This window comes from Kitasatospora sp. LaBMicrA B282, from assembly GCF_050325825.1.
Taxonomy (GTDB): Bacteria; Actinomycetota; Actinomycetes; order Streptomycetales; family Streptomycetaceae; genus Kitasatospora.
Genome location: NZ_JBNQTI010000187.1, coordinates 1 through 15,900, shown reverse-complemented (window position 1 = coordinate 15,900; position 15,900 = coordinate 1). Strand labels below are relative to the sequence as shown.

Annotated in this window: 14 protein-coding genes; 5 read left to right on the top strand and 9 right to left on the bottom strand. The window is 74.2% G+C overall.

The window, feature by feature from the left end; genetic code table 11:
- Positions 1-444 precede the first annotated feature (444 nt).
- From ACQRUO_RS33655 to ACQRUO_RS33640, 4 genes are all read right to left on the bottom strand, one after another.
- The gene (locus ACQRUO_RS33655) at positions 445-1,740 is read right to left on the bottom strand and encodes a hypothetical protein (RefSeq protein WP_428319939.1); all 1,296 of its coding nucleotides are present in this window, start codon (positions 1,738-1,740) and stop codon (positions 445-447) included.
- A 135-nt stretch (positions 1,741-1,875) separates the two neighbouring features.
- Positions 1,876-2,607, bottom strand: coding sequence for a M15 family metallopeptidase (locus ACQRUO_RS33650; protein ID WP_428319938.1), 732 nt, complete (start codon positions 2,605-2,607; stop codon positions 1,876-1,878).
- Positions 2,604-2,948, bottom strand: coding sequence for a hypothetical protein (locus tag ACQRUO_RS33645; RefSeq protein WP_428319937.1), 345 nt, complete (start codon positions 2,946-2,948; stop codon positions 2,604-2,606). The genes ACQRUO_RS33650 and ACQRUO_RS33645 overlap by 4 nt, the downstream gene beginning before the upstream one ends.
- The gene (locus ACQRUO_RS33640; protein ID WP_428319936.1) at positions 2,945-5,323 is read right to left on the bottom strand and encodes a glycoside hydrolase domain-containing protein; all 2,379 of its coding nucleotides are present in this window, start codon (positions 5,321-5,323) and stop codon (positions 2,945-2,947) included. The genes ACQRUO_RS33645 and ACQRUO_RS33640 overlap by 4 nt, the downstream gene beginning before the upstream one ends.
- Before the next feature lie 190 nt (positions 5,324-5,513).
- Here ACQRUO_RS33640 and ACQRUO_RS33635 point away from each other — a divergent pair, with 190 nt between their 5' ends.
- Both ACQRUO_RS33635 and ACQRUO_RS33630 read left to right on the top strand, forming a co-directional pair.
- Positions 5,514-5,972 (top strand): DUF5709 domain-containing protein, encoded by a 459-nt coding sequence (locus ACQRUO_RS33635; protein WP_428319935.1) that lies wholly within the window; start codon positions 5,514-5,516, stop codon positions 5,970-5,972.
- A gap of 140 nt (positions 5,973-6,112) precedes the next feature.
- Positions 6,113-7,243 (top strand): carboxylate-amine ligase, encoded by a 1,131-nt coding sequence (locus tag ACQRUO_RS33630; protein WP_428319934.1) that lies wholly within the window; start codon positions 6,113-6,115, stop codon positions 7,241-7,243.
- A gap of 6 nt (positions 7,244-7,249) precedes the next feature.
- Here the strand turns inward: ACQRUO_RS33630 and ACQRUO_RS33625 are convergent, their stop codons facing one another.
- The 3 genes from ACQRUO_RS33625 to ACQRUO_RS33615 all read right to left on the bottom strand — a co-directional run bounded on the left by ACQRUO_RS33625 (position 7,250) and on the right by ACQRUO_RS33615 (position 9,993).
- Positions 7,250-8,110: a hypothetical protein gene (locus ACQRUO_RS33625; protein ID WP_428319933.1), complete on the bottom strand. Its 861-nt coding sequence runs from the start codon at positions 8,108-8,110 to the stop codon at positions 7,250-7,252.
- On the bottom strand, positions 8,107-9,333 hold the full coding sequence (locus ACQRUO_RS33620) for a DUF2306 domain-containing protein (protein ID WP_428319932.1): 1,227 nt from the start codon (positions 9,331-9,333) through the stop codon (positions 8,107-8,109). Before ACQRUO_RS33620 ends, ACQRUO_RS33625 begins: the two co-directional genes overlap by 4 nt.
- 144 nt (positions 9,334-9,477) lie before the next feature.
- Positions 9,478-9,993, bottom strand: coding sequence for a helix-turn-helix transcriptional regulator (locus ACQRUO_RS33615; protein WP_428319931.1), 516 nt, complete (start codon positions 9,991-9,993; stop codon positions 9,478-9,480).
- A 71-nt stretch (positions 9,994-10,064) separates the two neighbouring features.
- Here ACQRUO_RS33615 and ACQRUO_RS33610 point away from each other — a divergent pair, with 71 nt between their 5' ends.
- The 3 genes from ACQRUO_RS33610 to ACQRUO_RS33600 all read left to right on the top strand — a co-directional run bounded on the left by ACQRUO_RS33610 (position 10,065) and on the right by ACQRUO_RS33600 (position 13,270).
- A complete protein-coding gene (locus ACQRUO_RS33610) occupies positions 10,065-11,501 on the top strand; it encodes a pyridoxal-phosphate dependent enzyme (RefSeq protein WP_428319930.1) in 1,437 nt (478 codons plus the stop codon).
- A gap of 31 nt (positions 11,502-11,532) precedes the next feature.
- A complete protein-coding gene (locus ACQRUO_RS33605) occupies positions 11,533-12,402 on the top strand; it encodes a patatin-like phospholipase family protein (protein ID WP_428319929.1) in 870 nt (289 codons plus the stop codon).
- A 79-nt stretch (positions 12,403-12,481) separates the two neighbouring features.
- Positions 12,482-13,270 carry an endonuclease/exonuclease/phosphatase family protein gene (locus ACQRUO_RS33600; protein WP_428319928.1) on the top strand — a complete coding sequence of 263 codons (789 nt, stop codon included), beginning with the start codon at positions 12,482-12,484 and terminating at the stop codon, positions 13,268-13,270.
- An 80-nt stretch (positions 13,271-13,350) separates the two neighbouring features.
- Here the strand turns inward: ACQRUO_RS33600 and ACQRUO_RS33595 are convergent, their stop codons facing one another.
- Both ACQRUO_RS33595 and ACQRUO_RS33590 read right to left on the bottom strand, forming a co-directional pair.
- A complete protein-coding gene (locus tag ACQRUO_RS33595) occupies positions 13,351-13,947 on the bottom strand; it encodes a hypothetical protein (RefSeq protein WP_428319927.1) in 597 nt (198 codons plus the stop codon).
- On the bottom strand, positions 13,944-15,455 hold the full coding sequence (locus tag ACQRUO_RS33590) for an alkaline phosphatase family protein (protein ID WP_428319926.1): 1,512 nt from the start codon (positions 15,453-15,455) through the stop codon (positions 13,944-13,946). The genes ACQRUO_RS33595 and ACQRUO_RS33590 overlap by 4 nt, the downstream gene beginning before the upstream one ends.
- Positions 15,456-15,900 lie beyond the last annotated feature (445 nt).

Sequence of the window (15,900 nt, the reverse complement as noted above, 5' to 3'; positions counted from 1 at the left end):
CCCCCCCCCCCCCCCCCCCCCCCCCCCCCCCCCCCCCCCCCCCCCCCCCCCCCCCCCCCCCCCCCCCCCCCCCCAGGTCGAATGCGCGGGCCACGGGCGGGTGGAGCGCAGCGAGGGGGCGTGGGTGTGGGCGTGGGGCTGCTGCGCAGGGAGGGCGTTGGCGAGGGGCGTGGGTGCTGGGAAGGCCACGAGGCGGGCGGTGCGGTGAGGGCGAGTGTCGGGGCAGCGGGGGGTCGGGTGTGGGGGTGTTGGTTGGGCGAGAGCCGGTGTGTGGGGGGCAGGCGTGGAGTGGGCGGCGCGAGGGTGAGGGGGTGCTCGGCCGGCCCAGGGTGGGCGGTGCGATGAGTGTGGAGGGCAAGGCGGGCAGCGAGGGTGGGGCGTGAGTGCTGGGCAGGTCCGGAGAGTGCGACGGGCGCGGGCCGGCGGAGGCGTCCAGCCCGCGGGTCAGTGCGGGTCGCCCGGGATGCGGCCGAGGAGGGCGGCGGCGGTGGCGGGGAGGTGGCGTCGGCGGCGGGTGAGGAGGAGGGCGGCGGCCAGGGCCAGGTAGATCCAGGTGATCACCAGCCGGGCGTTCTCGCCGGGCAGGGCGAACTGGGCGACGAAGAGGGCCAGCAGCAACCCGGCCTTCCATGGGGCGAACCGCAGGTCGAGCAGCAGCACCACCGCCAGCAGGGTCTGGGCCGCGGTCAGCAGGACCTCGTCCACCTGGCGTTCCACCAGGGGCAGCGCGAAGCCGCCGCCGCCCGCGGTGTAGGCGAGCGGGAGGCAGCCGATCAGCAGGGTCCACTGGTTGACCTTGCTGGAGAGCAGGGCGCCCAGGCCGTCGTCGCCGCGCAGGCGCCAGGCGAAGACCACGGCGACGATCAGTTCGGGGGCTTCGGAGGCCAGCGGGGCGAGCCATTGGACCAACAGAAAGCGGTCGATGCCGAGCGCGGAGCCGGCCTCCACCAGCGCGTCGGCGAACGGTTCGGCGCAGGCGAAGACCACGGCGGCCGCGACCACGAAGACCGCCACCGTGGTGGGCCGGCGCCGGGCGGGGGGCAGGGTGGCCAGCCGGGCCGGGACGCCGACCAGTTCCTCCTCGTCGTCCTCGGCGCAGCGCCCGATCCGGAAGAGGTAGTAGGCGTACCAGGCGATCAGCACCAGGCCCACCGTCCAGGAGATCTGCCGGGTGAGCGGCAGCACGAAGGCGACCAGTGCGGCCGCGCCCAGGAAGGCGACGTCGATCCGGCGGTGCGGGCGCAGCGAGATCCCGGTCGGAGTGCCGGGGTTGCGCCTGGCCGCGAGGTAGCCGGCGAGCGCGACCAGCGGCCAGCCGACGCCGACCAGCAGGCGGTTGGCGCCGGTCATGTTGGCCGCCGCGTAGGCCGCGTACTCGGGCCGGCTGCCCGCGGCGTACCCGAAGTAGAGGTCGACGGCGTACTCGGGCAGCACCGCGATGAAGGCGAGCAGGGCGAGCGCCAGCGGTCCGGAGATGTCGGCGCGGGCGGTCTCGGCCGCCCACATCAGCAGCAGCGCGGCCGAGAGCACGCCGAGCCCGTACAGCAGCATCGACGGGACCGGTGCCGGGTGGGTGCCGGTGAGCCGCAGCAGCACGGCCGGCAGCGCGCCGGCGAGGGCGGTGCCGAGGCGCAGCGCGGTGGTGCGGACGGTGGGCGGCGCCGGCGGTTGCTGCTCCGGCGGGGTGGTGGGGCGGTGGCCGGCCCCGGTGGCGCCGTGGGGACTCGCGGGGAAACGCATCGGGCGGGGCTCCTCGGACGGGCCGTCAGCAGCACGTATCCGGAGGCTATGCCGGGCGCCGGGCCGGCCGCGGGTGCGGACGGCCGCCCCGGCGCCAGGATCACCCGCCCGGCGCCAGGATCACCCGGGCGGCGGTCAGCGCGGCCCAGGGGTCGCCGGGCCCGCGCCGGTGCGCTCGGCGAGGGCGGCCGCCGCCGGGAGCCGGCCGGGGGCCAGCGGGTCGGCGGTGCCGGCGCCCTGCCCCGGCTGGTCGGCCCAGCCGCGCAGCTTGGCCGCGACCCGGCCCAGGTCCGGGTGGTCCGGCGGCACGTCGAGCTGGAAGTGCGACTCCTTGGGCACCGGCTCGTCGCCGCCCCAGCGGACCACGCCCTCCAGGTCGGCGAGGATGTCGCGGACGACCAGCAACTCGTACGGGAAGAGGCCGCCGGCCGCGCGGACCGGGTAGAGCTGGGGGCAGAGCGCGATCGCGGTGCCGGAGAGGTGGTTGCTCTCGTAGTCGGCGGCCACCTCGCGCGTGCTGCGGTGGCCGGTGGCCTGGTCCTGGGTGAGGGCGCGGACCTCGTAGTGGAACCGGCGGGCCACGTGCAGCAGCACGGTGGTCGGCGCGCCGTCGGCGAGCGCGAGCGAGACCTCGCCGGCGCCTTCGATCCGTCGGCTCGGTGCCGTCGCCAGGACGGGCCAGCCGTTCGCGGAGCGGTCACCGCGCCAGGGCACGAGCGGGGCGGCGGGAGCGGCCGGTGCGCCGGGCTCGGCGGCTCGGGCGGGACCGGCCGAGCCGGCGGCCCAGAGGGCGACGCCGCCCGCCAGGCCGAGGCCGGTGCCCAGCACCCGCCGCCGGGGTATCGCGGTGCTGCGGACGTCGATCATGCGTGCTCCTCGGAGGGGGTGCGGGCGGCCCGGATCACCAGGGCGGTCCGGACGGTGCAGCCGATCGCCACCGCGACGCAGAGCGCGAGCAGCGGGTTCAGCCAGGGTTGGACCAGGTCCACGTGGGTCCCGTCGGGCCAGCGGCAGACGTGGGAGAGCGGGAGCAGGGTCTGCTGCACCCGGTCGGGTGGGTCGCTCGGACTGCGGCCGGCGGCCAGCGCGCAGGCCTTGCCGGCGCGGGTGAAGCCGGACAGCGCGCCGTAGCAGAAGAGCGCGGCGGCGAGCAGCAGCCCGCCGGCTGCACCGGTCAGCCACCCCCCGACGCCCCGCGCGGCGGTCACGCGGTGCCCTGTGCGCGCTGCTGCGCCGCGCGCAGGGCGGGCCGCTGGGCGTTCTCCAGGCCGACCCGGGCCTCCAGGGACTCGGCGAACCCGCGGCAGAACTCGGTGAGTTTGGCCTCCGGCAGGTTGCTCGGCATCAGGGTGAACACGCCCGCGATCCTGTCGATCAGCAGCTGCCGTCCGGCGGCGATGACCGGGTCGCGCTGCGAGGTCAGCAGGTCGCGGGCGATGTCGGTGGCGGTGCCCACCGAGCTGCCGAACCGCCGGGTGTAGTAGTCGCGGAACCGGGTCAGCCCGCCGGAGCCGCTGTAGTGCTCGCGCACCGCGGTGACGATGTCGGTGCCGCGGCAGCGCTCGGCGATCAGGTAGCCGTCGGCGTCCTCCAGCAGGTCGTCGTAGCTGAAGGTGGAACTCACCCCGATCTTGGCGAACTTGTCCATGCAGTAGGTGTGGCCGGAGGAGTAGCTGTCGCTGTCCCGCCGCCACTCGCCGTACAGGGTGACCAGGTCGCCGCCCCAGCCGCCGACGTCACCGGCGCCGGTGGTCCGCAGGTCGGCGGCCTGCGGTTTGACGTAGTGCCCGTTGGCGGTGGCCATCAGGTGCTGGGCGTCCAGCTCGAAGCCGGTGAACGGGTCCGTGAAGTTGCCGTGGACCCGCATGCCGTGCTGGTCGGCGTAGCTGATGAACCCCTGGTCGGGATCGCCGATCAGGGCCCACCAGGTGACGTCGCCGTAGCCGACGTGCCGGACGTACTCCATCACCAGCCGGTTCGGGTCGCCCTTGCCGTACTGCACTGCCAGTGCGTACAACTGCTGCACGTAGCCCACGAATTCGCCCGCGGGGTCGACCACCCGGTTGACGCTGTCCTGGCCCTCGTCGGAGCCGGCCCGGTGGGCGTCGTTGTCGAGGTCGAAGGTGTCCGAACCGGCGCTGTAGCGGAACTCCTTGATCTGGTTGAAGGCCCAGTTGGGCGGCAGCGGGAAGCCGAGGTTGCCGGAGAAGCCCCAGGACATCCCGGAGACGAAGGAGTAGCGGGCGTAGGTCTCCTTGGTTACCCGGGCGCACACGTTGCGCGAGCCGTACACGCCGTGGACGTAACGCCGGCCGCGGTTGGCGAGCCCGGCGTAGACGCCGTTGAAGTACGGGACGATGTTGGAGGCGATCTCCGGGTCGGTGGCGTCGTAGTCCACCGCGAAGTAGATGACCGTCCCCCGGTTGAAGCCGTACCCCGCGGCCAGCTCATGGGCCTTGAGCGCGTGCTGGAAGCCCTGGGTGTAGGTGAAGTCGGTCAGCTTGCGCGCGTTGTCCTGGTAGATCGGGAAGACCCGCAGCCCGGCCTTGAAGACGTCCTGCAGTTCGCCCGGCTTGATCGCCTTGTCCAGGGTGCTGCCCGGCGGGTCGTAGAGGTAGCGCCCGACGTACCGGTAGCCGGAGTCGACGAGGGCCTTGGCGCGGGCGGCGGTGATGGTGAACCGGGTGTCGCAGGCGTTGACCTGGCGGTCGGGGTCGCCGGTGGAGAGCAGCAGCTGGGTCCAGGTCCGGTAGTCGCCCAGCCCGTTGACGCCGAGTTCGGAGAAGGCCTGGAAGGCCTCCACGAACTGCCGCAGCTTGGCGTCGAACCGGTCCTTGAACGAGGTCACGAACGACCCGGTCGGCAGCGTCACCGGCTCGTTGAACACGCAGGCGGCGGAGAAGAGTTGGACGAAGATGCCGGCGTCGCCCTCGTTGACCGTGCGGTTCTTCAGCGCGGCCTGGGTGGCGGGGCCGAACGAGCCGGTGACCTGGTCGTCGGGGATGCCGACCTCGTACTGGACGGCGCGCATCAGCGCCTTCTGCACGTCGCGCGAGTAGTGGCCGTCGCAGGGGCCGACGAAGAAGCTCGACCGGCCGATGTAGCGGCCGTTGAGCCAGCGCTGGATCTCGCGCACCTTGTCCGAGCCGCCAGCGAGCATCACGTAGGCGTCCATGGTCAGCAGCGCCTTGAAGACCTTGGGCTGCACCATGGCGTTGGAGCCGTCGAGGCCGGCGTCGATCTTCAGCTTGGCGACCGACTGCCCGGTGAGCGCGTCGTAGGTGCCCTGCCCGTCGCCGCCCCAGTAGCCCTTGCAGAACAGGGCGTGCTGGACGATCCGCCGGATGTTCGCGTTGGGCTCCTTCGTGCCGATGTCGCCGCGCGCCGCGAGCTTGGCCAGGGTGCCCGGGCCGAAGCTCGCCACCACCGGGCTGATCCCCAACTCGGCCTGCAGGGCCATGGTCAACGAGAACATCGTCGCCCAGCCGGTGCGGCCGTCCTCCGGGCACCTGGTGTAGCCCGGCACGCCCGCGTACGTGGTGTTGACCCACTTCTGGGCAGCAAGGACCTTCTCGTCCGCCATGCTCGTCTTCCCCTACCTGCCTGGCGTCGACGCGCCGGCCGCTGTGATCCGGGTGAGCATACGATCGATTCAAGAGATCATCAAGCCTTGGTCAAGGGAAGGCAAAGCGGGCGCGGCGGCAGGGGGCGTGGGACGCTGGAAGGGTCCCGTTGACCCGGGGTAGGTGGTGGCGGCCGGTGAGGAGTGCCCGATGTCGGACGAACAGTGGATGGGCGACCAGGTGTACCAACCCGATGGTTCCGAGGTGCAGGACGACATCGGGCCACTGGAGCCGGAGGACACGCTGGACGACCGGGGGCTCGACTCCGCGCTCGACGAGGGCTATGCGCCGCCGGAGCACCCGCTGGCGGTCTTCCGGCACGGCACCACGGCGGCCGAGCAGCAGGAGCGGGAGAGCCTGGAGCGGCGGCTGGCGGCCGAGCTGCCGGAGCTGGTGGCGGGGGAGGAGAACGGCATGGGGGACGTGGTCGGCACCGACGGGGAACTGCCCGACCCCGAGCTGGGCGAGGCGCGGACCGGGCGGCTGGTCGCCGTCTCCGACGCCCGCAGCATGGTGATCGCCGAGGACCACGGGATCTCCGGCGGCGCGGCCAGCGCCGAGGAGGCCGCGATGCACACCACCGACGACCCCGAGTGGCGCGACTGGTGAGCCCGACCGGTGGACCGGGCGGCCGCGCCGCCCGGGGCTGAGCCGGGCCCGCGCCTAGGCTCGCCCGTGTGACGAACCGAGCCCGCGTGTCGAACCGAGCCCGTGTGACGAACGAAGCCCGTGCGACGAACGAGGCCTGCGTGACCGAGGACGTCCGCGTGGCCGACGGAGGGCGGGTGCTGCTGCCGACGGTCGGCGTGGAGGAGGAGTTCCTGCTGGTGGACCGGCGCTGCGGAGTGCCGCGCGGTGCGGCGCCGCTGGTGCTGAAGCTCGCCCGGGAGGTGCTGGGCGACCGGGTCGGGGTCGAGCTGTTCACCGACATGGTGGAGACCCGGACCAGGCCGGTCGCCGACCTGGACAGCCTCGGCTGCGAACTGGCCGAGCTGCGGGCGGCGCTGGCCGCGGCGGCGGCGGAGGTCGACTGCCTGGTGCTGCCCTCGGGCACCGCGCCGGTCCCGGTGCCCGGCGGGCCCGAGCTGACCGAGGAGGAGCGGTACCAGCGGATCGCCACCGCGCTGGGGCCGCTGGTGACCGCCGCCGGGGGCGCGGGGGTGTGCGGCTGCCACATCCACCTCGGGGTGGCGGACCGGGACCTGGCGGTGCGGCTCGGCGCGCGGCTGCGGCCGTGGCTGCCCACGGTGCAGGCGATGGCCGCCAACTCCCCGTTCCACCTGGGCCGGGACACCGGTTACGCGAGCTGGCGCAGCATGCGCTGGGGCCAACTGCCGGGCGTGGCACCGCTGCCGGCGTGCGCGGACGCCGCGGAGTACGACCGGCTGGTGGAACAGCTGGTGCAGACCGGTGTGCTGACGGACCGGCGGATGGCGCACTGGCACTGCCGCCCGAGCGAGCAGTGGCCGACGCTGGAAGTCCGGGTGGCCGACGTCTGCGTCGAGCCGGAGACGGTGCTGTTGCTGGCGGCGCTGCTGCGCGCGCTGGCCGCCGTGCTGCTGGCGGAGGAGGCGCGCGGCGAGCCGGTGCCGCAGGTCGCGGACGTGGTGCTGCGCGCGGCGCACTGGCGGGCGGCCCGGGACGGGTTGACCGGCTGCGGGGTGGACCTGGTCGAGGGGCGGCTGCGGCCGGCCGGCGAGCTGGTCGAGCGCCTGCTGGCCAGGACCGCCCCGGCGTTGGCGGCCACCGGCGAACTGGCCCGGGTCCGCGAGCTCTGGGCCCGGCTGCGGGCCACCGGCGGCGGCGCGGCCCGGCAGCGGGCCGCGTTCGCCAGGCACGGGGAACTGATGGACGTGGTGGGCGAGTTGGCGCTGCGCTAGATGGGGTCAGGAGGCCTGTCGGTCGTGCTGCCACAGCAGCCGGTAGCCGACCGCGCCCGCCACCAGCAGCCCGACGAGCAGGCCGAGCAGCGAGCGGCCCGGCCCCGAGCCCCAGTGCACCCGGTCGGCCCGGGCCGCCAGTACCAGGCCGGCGGTGACCGCGACGCCCGGCAGCGCGAAGAGCGCCGGGCGGGTGCGGGTCAGGTCGTCCTCGGCCAGTGCGCCCAGGATGCCGACCCCCAGGGCGAGCGCCCAGACGCCGAGCGCCTGCGCGTCCGGTCGGTCGGCGGCCCACGGCACGAAGCCGCCCCAGGACCCGGGGTCGGCCAGCAGGCCCGCGCCGATGCCGAACCAGCCGGCGCCGAGCAGCGCGAGCAGCGGCTTCGACCACCCCGGCAGCGGCACCGCCGGTTCCTGCACCGGCACCCGGGCGGCGAGGTACTGCCGGCCCAGGCAGGCCAGTGTGCCGAGCACGAGCAGCCCGAGCACCGCGATCCAGCCGAGGCTGAAGAGCACCAGGAAGAGCGAGCCGCCGCGGGCCAGGTGCAGCCGGCCCGAGTTGCCCAGGCTCACCCCGAGCAGGCCGAGCAGCACCACCGCGGTCGGCAGCACCAGGGTGCGCGCCTCCTCCCAGCGCTGCGCCCGGTTGACCGCGAAGAGCCCGGGCACGGTGCCCAGCATGGCCGCGCCGACCAGCCCTTGGCTCAGTGGGTCGGGGCTCTGCCAGGCGCCGAAGAGGTGGCCGCTGATCGTGATGCCGGCCATCAGGGCGCCGGTCAGCAGGCTGGTCACCGCGACGGTGTTGGCCAGCAGGACGACGGCGATGGTCAACTCCCGACCGCGGGGCGGGACGGTGGCGCTGGTCAACTGGTCTGCTCCCTCGGGTGGGTGACGCTCAGGGCAGGCGCGGGCGCGGGCGCCGGGCTGGCGGCCGGGCGGGGGCGCGCGGTGGCGGCGAGCCGTTCGCGCTTGCGCAGTTCGCGGCCGTACATGACGCGCAGGCTGACCACGGCGGTGGCGGCGAAGGCGAGCATCCCGCCGCCGATGCCGAGCCCGGCGGTGAACGCGGTCCGCCGGTCCAGGTGCAGCGAGTGCTCCAGGAAGAGGGCCGCGCCGGCCGAATAGGCCGGGCTCAGGCAGAGCGCGACCAGGTGCAGCCGCCACTCCTCCCGTGCCCAGCCGTGCCCCTGTCGCCCGGCCGCGCGCTGGCGCAGCAGCAGCACCAGGTAGGCGGCGAGCAGCGGCAGCAGGTAGGCGAGCAGCAGTCGGTGGCCGCCGGCGCCCCAGGGCAGGTAGGTCCGGACGATCCACGCCAGCGCGCCCGCGCCGGTCAGCTGGGCGACGGCGAGCACCGGCCACGGCGCCCAGCTGCCGTGCACCCCGGGCACCGTCTCGCGCCGGTCCAGCGCGCGGGAGGCGAGCAGCGCGCCCAGGCAGACCACCAGGCCCAGGTGCATGATCGCCAGCTGGTTGACCTGGGTCAGGGACAGGCCCGGCACGACCCAGGGCAGCGCGGTCCACTCCAGCCGCAGCAGCGGAGCGGTCATCAGGTAGCCGTAGCAGAGCAGCAGCCAGCGCTGGTGCAGGTCGGGGAAACGGGTCAGCACCGCCAGGATGCCGAAGGTGGCGCTGAGCACGGTGCCGACCAGGATGGTGGCGAGCGTGATCCAGAACGCCGGGCCGCTGAAGGCGTCGGCGGGCTTGGTGCGGGCCAGGTAGATTGCGGCGCCGGCCATCGAGGCGTAGACGGTGAGGGCGAACACCACCCCGGTGGCGCGGTGCAGCCGGATCCGCCGGCGCACCGCCGTGAGCAGCTGCACCGGCCCGAGCAGCATCAGCAGGCCGCCCAGCACCGAGTGCACCAGCAGCGGCACCAGGCTGTGCCGGTAGGGGCCGACCCGGGTGGCGAAGGCGTCGCTGACGTAGTGCGCGGAGACGGTGCGGGCGAGCAGCCACTGGCCGATCGCGGGAGCGCCGGACCACGCGTACGGCCACACGTCGGTCATCGCGATCGGTGCGTAGCCGAGGCAGACCGCCACCACCGCGACGGTGGCGACGCGCCTGACGGGGACTCTGCTGGGACGGTGCACGGTGGCGCTCCTTCACCCCGACGGATGCTCCAGAACAGATGGTCCAGAAAGGACTATCGAGAAGGTAGCGGCGAGCCCCGCCCGGGGTCAACGCCCGTGCGCGAACGGGTTCTCGGAGCGGCCGGGCCTGCGCCGGCCACCGGCTCAGGCCCGGCGGGAGGCCACCCACTGCCAGAAGTCGACCATCATCCGCTCGTAGCGGATCCCGAACTCCAGCGCCTCGCGCTGCCCCCGGGTCAGCAGCTCGCCGACGCTCTCGGCCAGCTCCTCGTACTGCTCCAGCGTGCCGCGGTGCTCGGTCAGCTGTACCGGGGCGAGCACTTCGGCGCGGGCGCCGAACCAGAGCTTGAGGATGTTCCGCTCGCGCGCCTCGACCGGTTCGAAGGCCGTGTCCGCCAGCCACTCGGCCAGCGCCGCCCGGCCCGCCTCGGTGACCCGCATCTGCCGCCGGTTGCGCCCGCCGCTCTGCCGCACCTCGGAGAGCAGCCCGGCCTCGGCCAGCCGGTCGCACTGCGCGTACACCTGCGCGTGCGGCACCGACCAGAACGGCGCCACCGTGCGGGCGGCCTCCACCTTCACGTCGTACGGGCTCGCCTCGCCGAGCTTGTCGATGATGCCGAGGACGAGGTAGGAGGGGGTGGTCAACCGGGTGTCAGCCATGGCGTGACGGTATCGCGGCAACGGTCCCGAGGTGCGCCCACCGGGTGACAGGTGATCGCTAGGCTGACCGGATGGACGCCCACGAGTCACTGCTCGAACTCATCGGCAACACCCCGCTGGTGCGGCTGCGCACCCCGAGTGACGGGCGGGGTGCGCCGGTCTACGCCAAGTTGGAGTACCTGAGCGCCGGCGGCAGCGTGAAGGACCGGATCGGGCTGCGCATGATCGAGGAGGCCGAGCGCTCCGGGGCGCTGCGGCCCGGCGGCACGGTGGTGGAGGCGACCTCGGGCAACACCGGTGCGGGGCTGGCCATGGTGGCCGCCGCCAAGGGGTACCGGATGATCGTGGTGCTGCCGGACAAGAGCAGCGCGGAGAAGGTCAACACCCTGCGGGCCTACGGCGCCGAGGTGGTGGTCCGCCCCGGCGGCCTGCCGCTGGAGCACCCCGAGCACATCCTCAACGTGGCCGCCGGCATCGCCGAGCGGACCCCGGGCGCCTGGTTCGCCGGCCAGTACGGCAACCCGGCCAACCCCGAGGCCCACTACCTGACCACCGGCCCGGAGATCTGGCGGCAGACCGGCGGGCGGGTGACCCACCTGGTCTCCTGCGTCGGCACCGGCGGCACGATCAGCGGCACCGGCCGCTACCTCAAGGAGGCGAGCGGCGGCCGGGTCCGGGTGATCGGCGCCGACCCGGCGGCCTCGGTCTACTCCGGCGGCGACGGACGCCCCTACTTCGTCGAGGCCGCCGGCCGGTTCCGCCACCCCGAGACCGTCGACGACAGCTGGCCGGACTCCTACCAGCGCGAGGTGGTGGACGAGGTGCTGCCGATCCGCGACCGGGACTCGCTCACCACGATCCGCCGCCTGGCCCGCGAACAGGGCCTGCTGGTCGGCGGGTCGGCCGGCACCGCTTTGGCGGCGGCGCTGCGGGTGGCGGCGGGGCTCGGGCCGGAGCAGCTGGTGGTGGCGATCCTGCCGGACTCCGGGCGGCAGTACCTGTCCAAGTACTTCAACGACCAGTGGATGCTCCGCCAGGGCTTCCTGGACGGCGACCCGGCCGTGGCGCGGGTCGGCGACCTGCTCCCCGCCGCGCGCCGCGCCGAACCGCTGCCCTACCTGCACCACCACGCTCCGGTCGGCGAGGCCCTCGCCGTGCTGCGGGAGCGTCAGGGGACGGGCGCCGATCCGGTGGTGCCGGCCGGCCCGGCCCCGGTCGGGCCCGGGCGGCAGCCCACCTCGATGGAGCTGGCGGGCGCGGTCTCGCTGGCGCAGCTGGAGGCGGCGCTCGCCGCGGGCCGGGCGGCGGTGACCGACCGGGTGGGCGACCACCTCGGGGAGCCGCTGCCGGTGTTCGGGGCCGGCGAGGGCGCGGCGGCCGCGCTGGCCGAGTTGTCCGGCCGGGGCTGCGGCACGGCGGTGGTGCTGGCGGACGGGCACGCGGTGGGGCTGGTGGGGGCGGGGGAGTTGGCCGTGCTGGCGGGTGCGGAGCCGAAGCAGGGCCGATAGGGTCGATCTCACCAACGGGGAGGGAAGTTTGATGCACACTCATGACCGGGCCGTGGTCCTCGGGCCGGGCGGATACCTCGGGACCGCCTGGATGGCCGGGCTGGCGCAGGGGCTGCGCGGCCATGGCCTGGACCTGGGCGAGGCCGACCTGTTCGTCGGCACCTCGGCCGGTGCGATGGTCGCGGCGATGCTCGCCACCGGGCAGGACTTCGAGCGGATCGCGGACCCGGCGGGCGGATCCGCCCAGCGGCCCGCCGACGGCCCCGCCGACGCCGCCGCAGAGCGCCCGCGCCCGCCGGCACCCGGGGTGGCGGGCGCGGTCTTCGCCGTTCTCGGCGAGCCCGGCGTGGCGCCCGAGGAGGCCCGCCGCCGGGTCGGCCGGATCGCGCTGGAGCACGCCGACGACCAGGCCCAGCGGGCCCTGGTGGCGCAGCGCGGCGAGCTGATCGGCGCCGACGCCTGGCCCGAGCGGCCGCTGCTGATCAGTGCGGTCCAGGCCGAGAACGGCGAGCCCGTGGTCTGGGACCGTACCAGTGGTGTGCCGCTGGTGCACGCGGTGGCGGCGAGCAGCGCGTTCCCGGGGACGGCGCCGCCGGTGGCGATCGACGGGCGGCACTACATCGACGGTGCGCTGCGTGCGGGCCTCAACGCGGACCTGGCCGAGGGGGCCCGCACGCTGGTCGTGGTCGCGCCGCTGGCGCACCAGCGTTCCCCGCACGAGGAACTGGCCGGGCAGCCGGCCGTGCTGGCGGCCCGGGACGTGGTCGTCATCAGCCCCGAGGCCGCGTTGCCGCTCGGTCCCGGGGCACAGGACCCCGCGGCCTGGGCGGCGGCCTACCAAGCAGGCCTGGGCGATGCCGCGGCCGCGGCCGAGCAGCTGCGGGGCGTCTGGGCACGCTGACCGATCCCCGGCGGTCGGTCGCGGCGGATAGGCTCCGGTCCGCCCCGGCCGACCCCGGGGCGGACGGGGGTGCGCGACCATGACGACGATCCGACTGCTGACCTTCAACGCGCTCTGCCGCGGCCGGGTCCGGGAGCGGCTGCGGGCGCTCGGCGAGGTGCTGGAGCGGTCCGACTACGACCTGGTCTGCCTGCAGGAGGTGGTGTTCACCCGGCACCTGGCGGAGCTGCGCGCGGTGGCCCGGTCGTACGGGTACGCGGCGCACGTGCCGGCCTACCCGCTGGTGCGGGGCGGGCTGGTGACGCTCTCCCGGCTGCCGCTCGGGCGGCAGCGCCACACCCTGTTCCGGCCGGCCCGGCCGCTGCGCCGCGAGTGGCTGATGCTCAAGGGCATGCTGCTGACCGAGTACCGGGTGGCGGAGCGGCGGCTGGTGGTGGTGAACACCCACCTGTCGGCGAACCTGGACGGCGACTGGTCCCCGGAGAACCGCTACAGCCGCCTCCAGGTGCGTGAGTTGGCGCGGCTGGCCGAGCTGGTTCGGGCCGTCGACCCGGCGGCGCTGCTGGTGGTGACCGGTGACTTCAACGTGCCGCGGGACTCCGCCGCCCACGAGCACTTCACCGCCGCCGCCGGCCTGCGCGACCTGCTGGCCGGTGAGCGCGAGCCGACCTACCGGCCCACCGAGCGGTGGCCCCACCCACCCGCGCTGGACCAGGTGTTGGTGCGCGCGCCGGCCGGGCTGGCGGTGTCGACCACGGCCGGCCTGGTGCTGCGCGAGGCGGTGCCGCTGGGCGACGGCACCGAGGCGTACCTCTCCGACCACTTCGGGATCGCGGCCGAGCTGCGGATCGAGCCGGCGGCGGGCTGAACCCCGGACGGCCGGCGGGCTGACCCCCGTACGGCCGGCGGGCGGCGGCGGGCCCGGACGGGCCCGGGACCGCGCCGCCGTCAGTCCAGCTCGACCTCGAAGTCCCAGGTGGCCAGCGGCTTGCCCGCGCTGCTCCAGGTGAGCGTGGCGTGGCCGACACCGAAGGTGCCGGACAGGTGCACCACCGCGTCGTGGCCCGGAGCGGCCGTCGCCGCCTGGGTGTCGGCGGTGAGCGGGATCGGGTGGCCCAGCTCGTCGTCGGCGGTGAGGGTGTCGGCGGTGAGCGGCAGGCTGCCGGCCGGCACGCTGAGCGTCACGGTGACCGTGCCCGGTGAGCTGTCGGCCGGCTTGGCGCCCTGGGCCGGGGCCGCGTTGGCGAGGTCCGGGCCGGTGGCGGTGATCCGGGCCTGCTGGTTGCCGAGGTCCACCTGGACCGGGTCGCCCATGGCGACCAGCTGGGCGTGGCCGGGAGCGGCGGTGGGCACGATCGGGCTGGCCGGCGCGCTCGGGATCGGCACCTTGCCGAGCTTGGCGATGGTGGCCTGTGCGCTGTCGTGGTGGCTGCTGCTGCACCCGGTGGCGGCCAGCAGCAGGCCGGCGACGGCGACCGGGGCGAGGAGGCGGCCGAAGCCGCGCCCGAAACGGGCGCGGCTCCGGCTGGTGGAGCCGTGGGTCACTGACCGGCTCCCGGCTTCAGGCTGTCGTCGGCGGCGGTGGCACCGGAGAAGTCCGGCGACACCACGACCGGCTGGTCCTGGGGCTGCTGGCCGGTCGCGGACCAGACGCCGTTGCTGCCCAGCGGGGCGGGCTGCATGGCCTTGCCGCTCGGGTTGTTGTAGACGTCCGGGCCGAACGGGCGCAGACCCGGCATCCCGGCGTAGCCGAGGTGCCCGTGACCGTCCGCGCCACCCTTGGTGACGTGGAACAGGTCCTCCATGCTGCGCAGCCAGGAGTAGTGGTTGTACGGCTGGTCGCTGATCGTGCCCGGCTTGATGTAGCGGGAGATCAGCAGCGAGCCGGTGATGCCGCCACCGGGGGTGGTGTCCTGGCCGAAGGCCTGGTCACCGGGCTGGGTGACGTTCGGGCCGGGCAGCTCGTTGCAGCACGCGACCACCGACTGCGCGGTGTCGGTCGGGGTGTTGAGCGTCTTGTCGGAGTTGCCCTGGTAGTCCGAGGTGGAGTTCCCGTAGAGCTTGTAGGGCGGGAACGCCTCGTCGAAGGTGATGTCGATCATGCCGCCGTCCTGGAACGCCGGCGAGGCCATGATCTGCGGGATCCACTTCTCCAGGAACAGGTCCGAGGCGTACAGGCCGCCCTGGTGGTTGTTCGGGTCACCGGAGAGGTTGTCGCCCTTGCAGGTGGAGTCGTGCGCGTCCGAGCAGTTGTCGGGCGTGATCCAGGAGAAGGCGGGGGTGGTGTCCTCGCTCTTCAGGTCGTCGGCCAGACCGCTCTGCGCCGGGTGTCCGTCCGTCGCCGCGCGGCCGTCCAGCGGCACGACCTGGGCGCACTCCTGCGGGTCGTCGATCAGCGAGTGGAACCACGCGACCGGGTTGTGCTTGGGCACGTACTGGTCCTGCGGGGTGGCGCCGCCCGGGTCGGCCACACCGGCGCCGCTCGGGTCACCGGGGATGCCGCAGTTGTAGGCGTTCTCGCGGGTGGGCGTGTTGCCCATGTCCTGCATGTACGCCTTCCAGCTGAGGTTCTTGTCGTCCAGCTGGTTGAACAGGGTGTAGACCGAGTCCGGGTAGACGCAGCCCTTGTTCGCGTGCACCTGGCCGTCCGCCGCCGGGGTGCCGGGGGAGACGTCGGTGTACTGCGGGCAGTCGTTCTGGGTGTCGGCGTTGGGCGCCTGGCCGCTCACCGCACTGATGTAGTTGTCCAGGCTGTAGTGCCCGGTGCCGTAGTACTGGCGCAGCAGCTCGCCGTACTGCGGCAGGGTCTTCCAGAGATAGCTGTTCTGGTTCAGGCCGGTGAACGAAGCCTCGTAGGACTTGTTCTCCAGCATGATGAGCCACACGTGCTTGATCTTCGGTGGCTTGAAGTTGTGCGAGTCGGCCGCTGCGGGCCCCGCCCCTCCGACGCCGACGATGCCCGCGGCGGCCAGTGCGCCTGCGGCGAGCGTCGCGGCGACGCGCGAGCGGTGGTGCCTCCTCGTCCGGCTGAGCCGGATTCCCCTGAGTTCCATGGCACTCCATGCTGGTCGGCAGTATAGACAAGTTCAGGCGTTCGAAGATTAACGTTCCGTGAATCGTCAGTGCCAGAGCGCATGGACATGACGGGAGTGGGGAGTGCCCCAGGTCACCTCAAATGGGGCATATCGGGCGGGCGGCTGGTGACGGTGCTCACGCGGCCGGGGGGTCTACGATCGGGAATAGTTGATCGTTTCCAGGGGCTTGGCGACGGATTGCCGGGATTGGGGTGGTTCGTCGGGTTTGGGCGGGTGGGGGTGGGTATCGGTGCTGGTCGGGCGGGTGCGGCCCGGGTTCGGGTGGGGTGGGTTTGTGGCCGCGGGGGGTGGGTATCGCGTGCGCCGGGTCGGCGGAAGGGGGCCCGCGCACTACGAGGGAGGGTCGTACATGGGGGGTCTTGGCGGCGGCGGTGGGCCCGGCTAACAATTGCCGAGTCGCCAG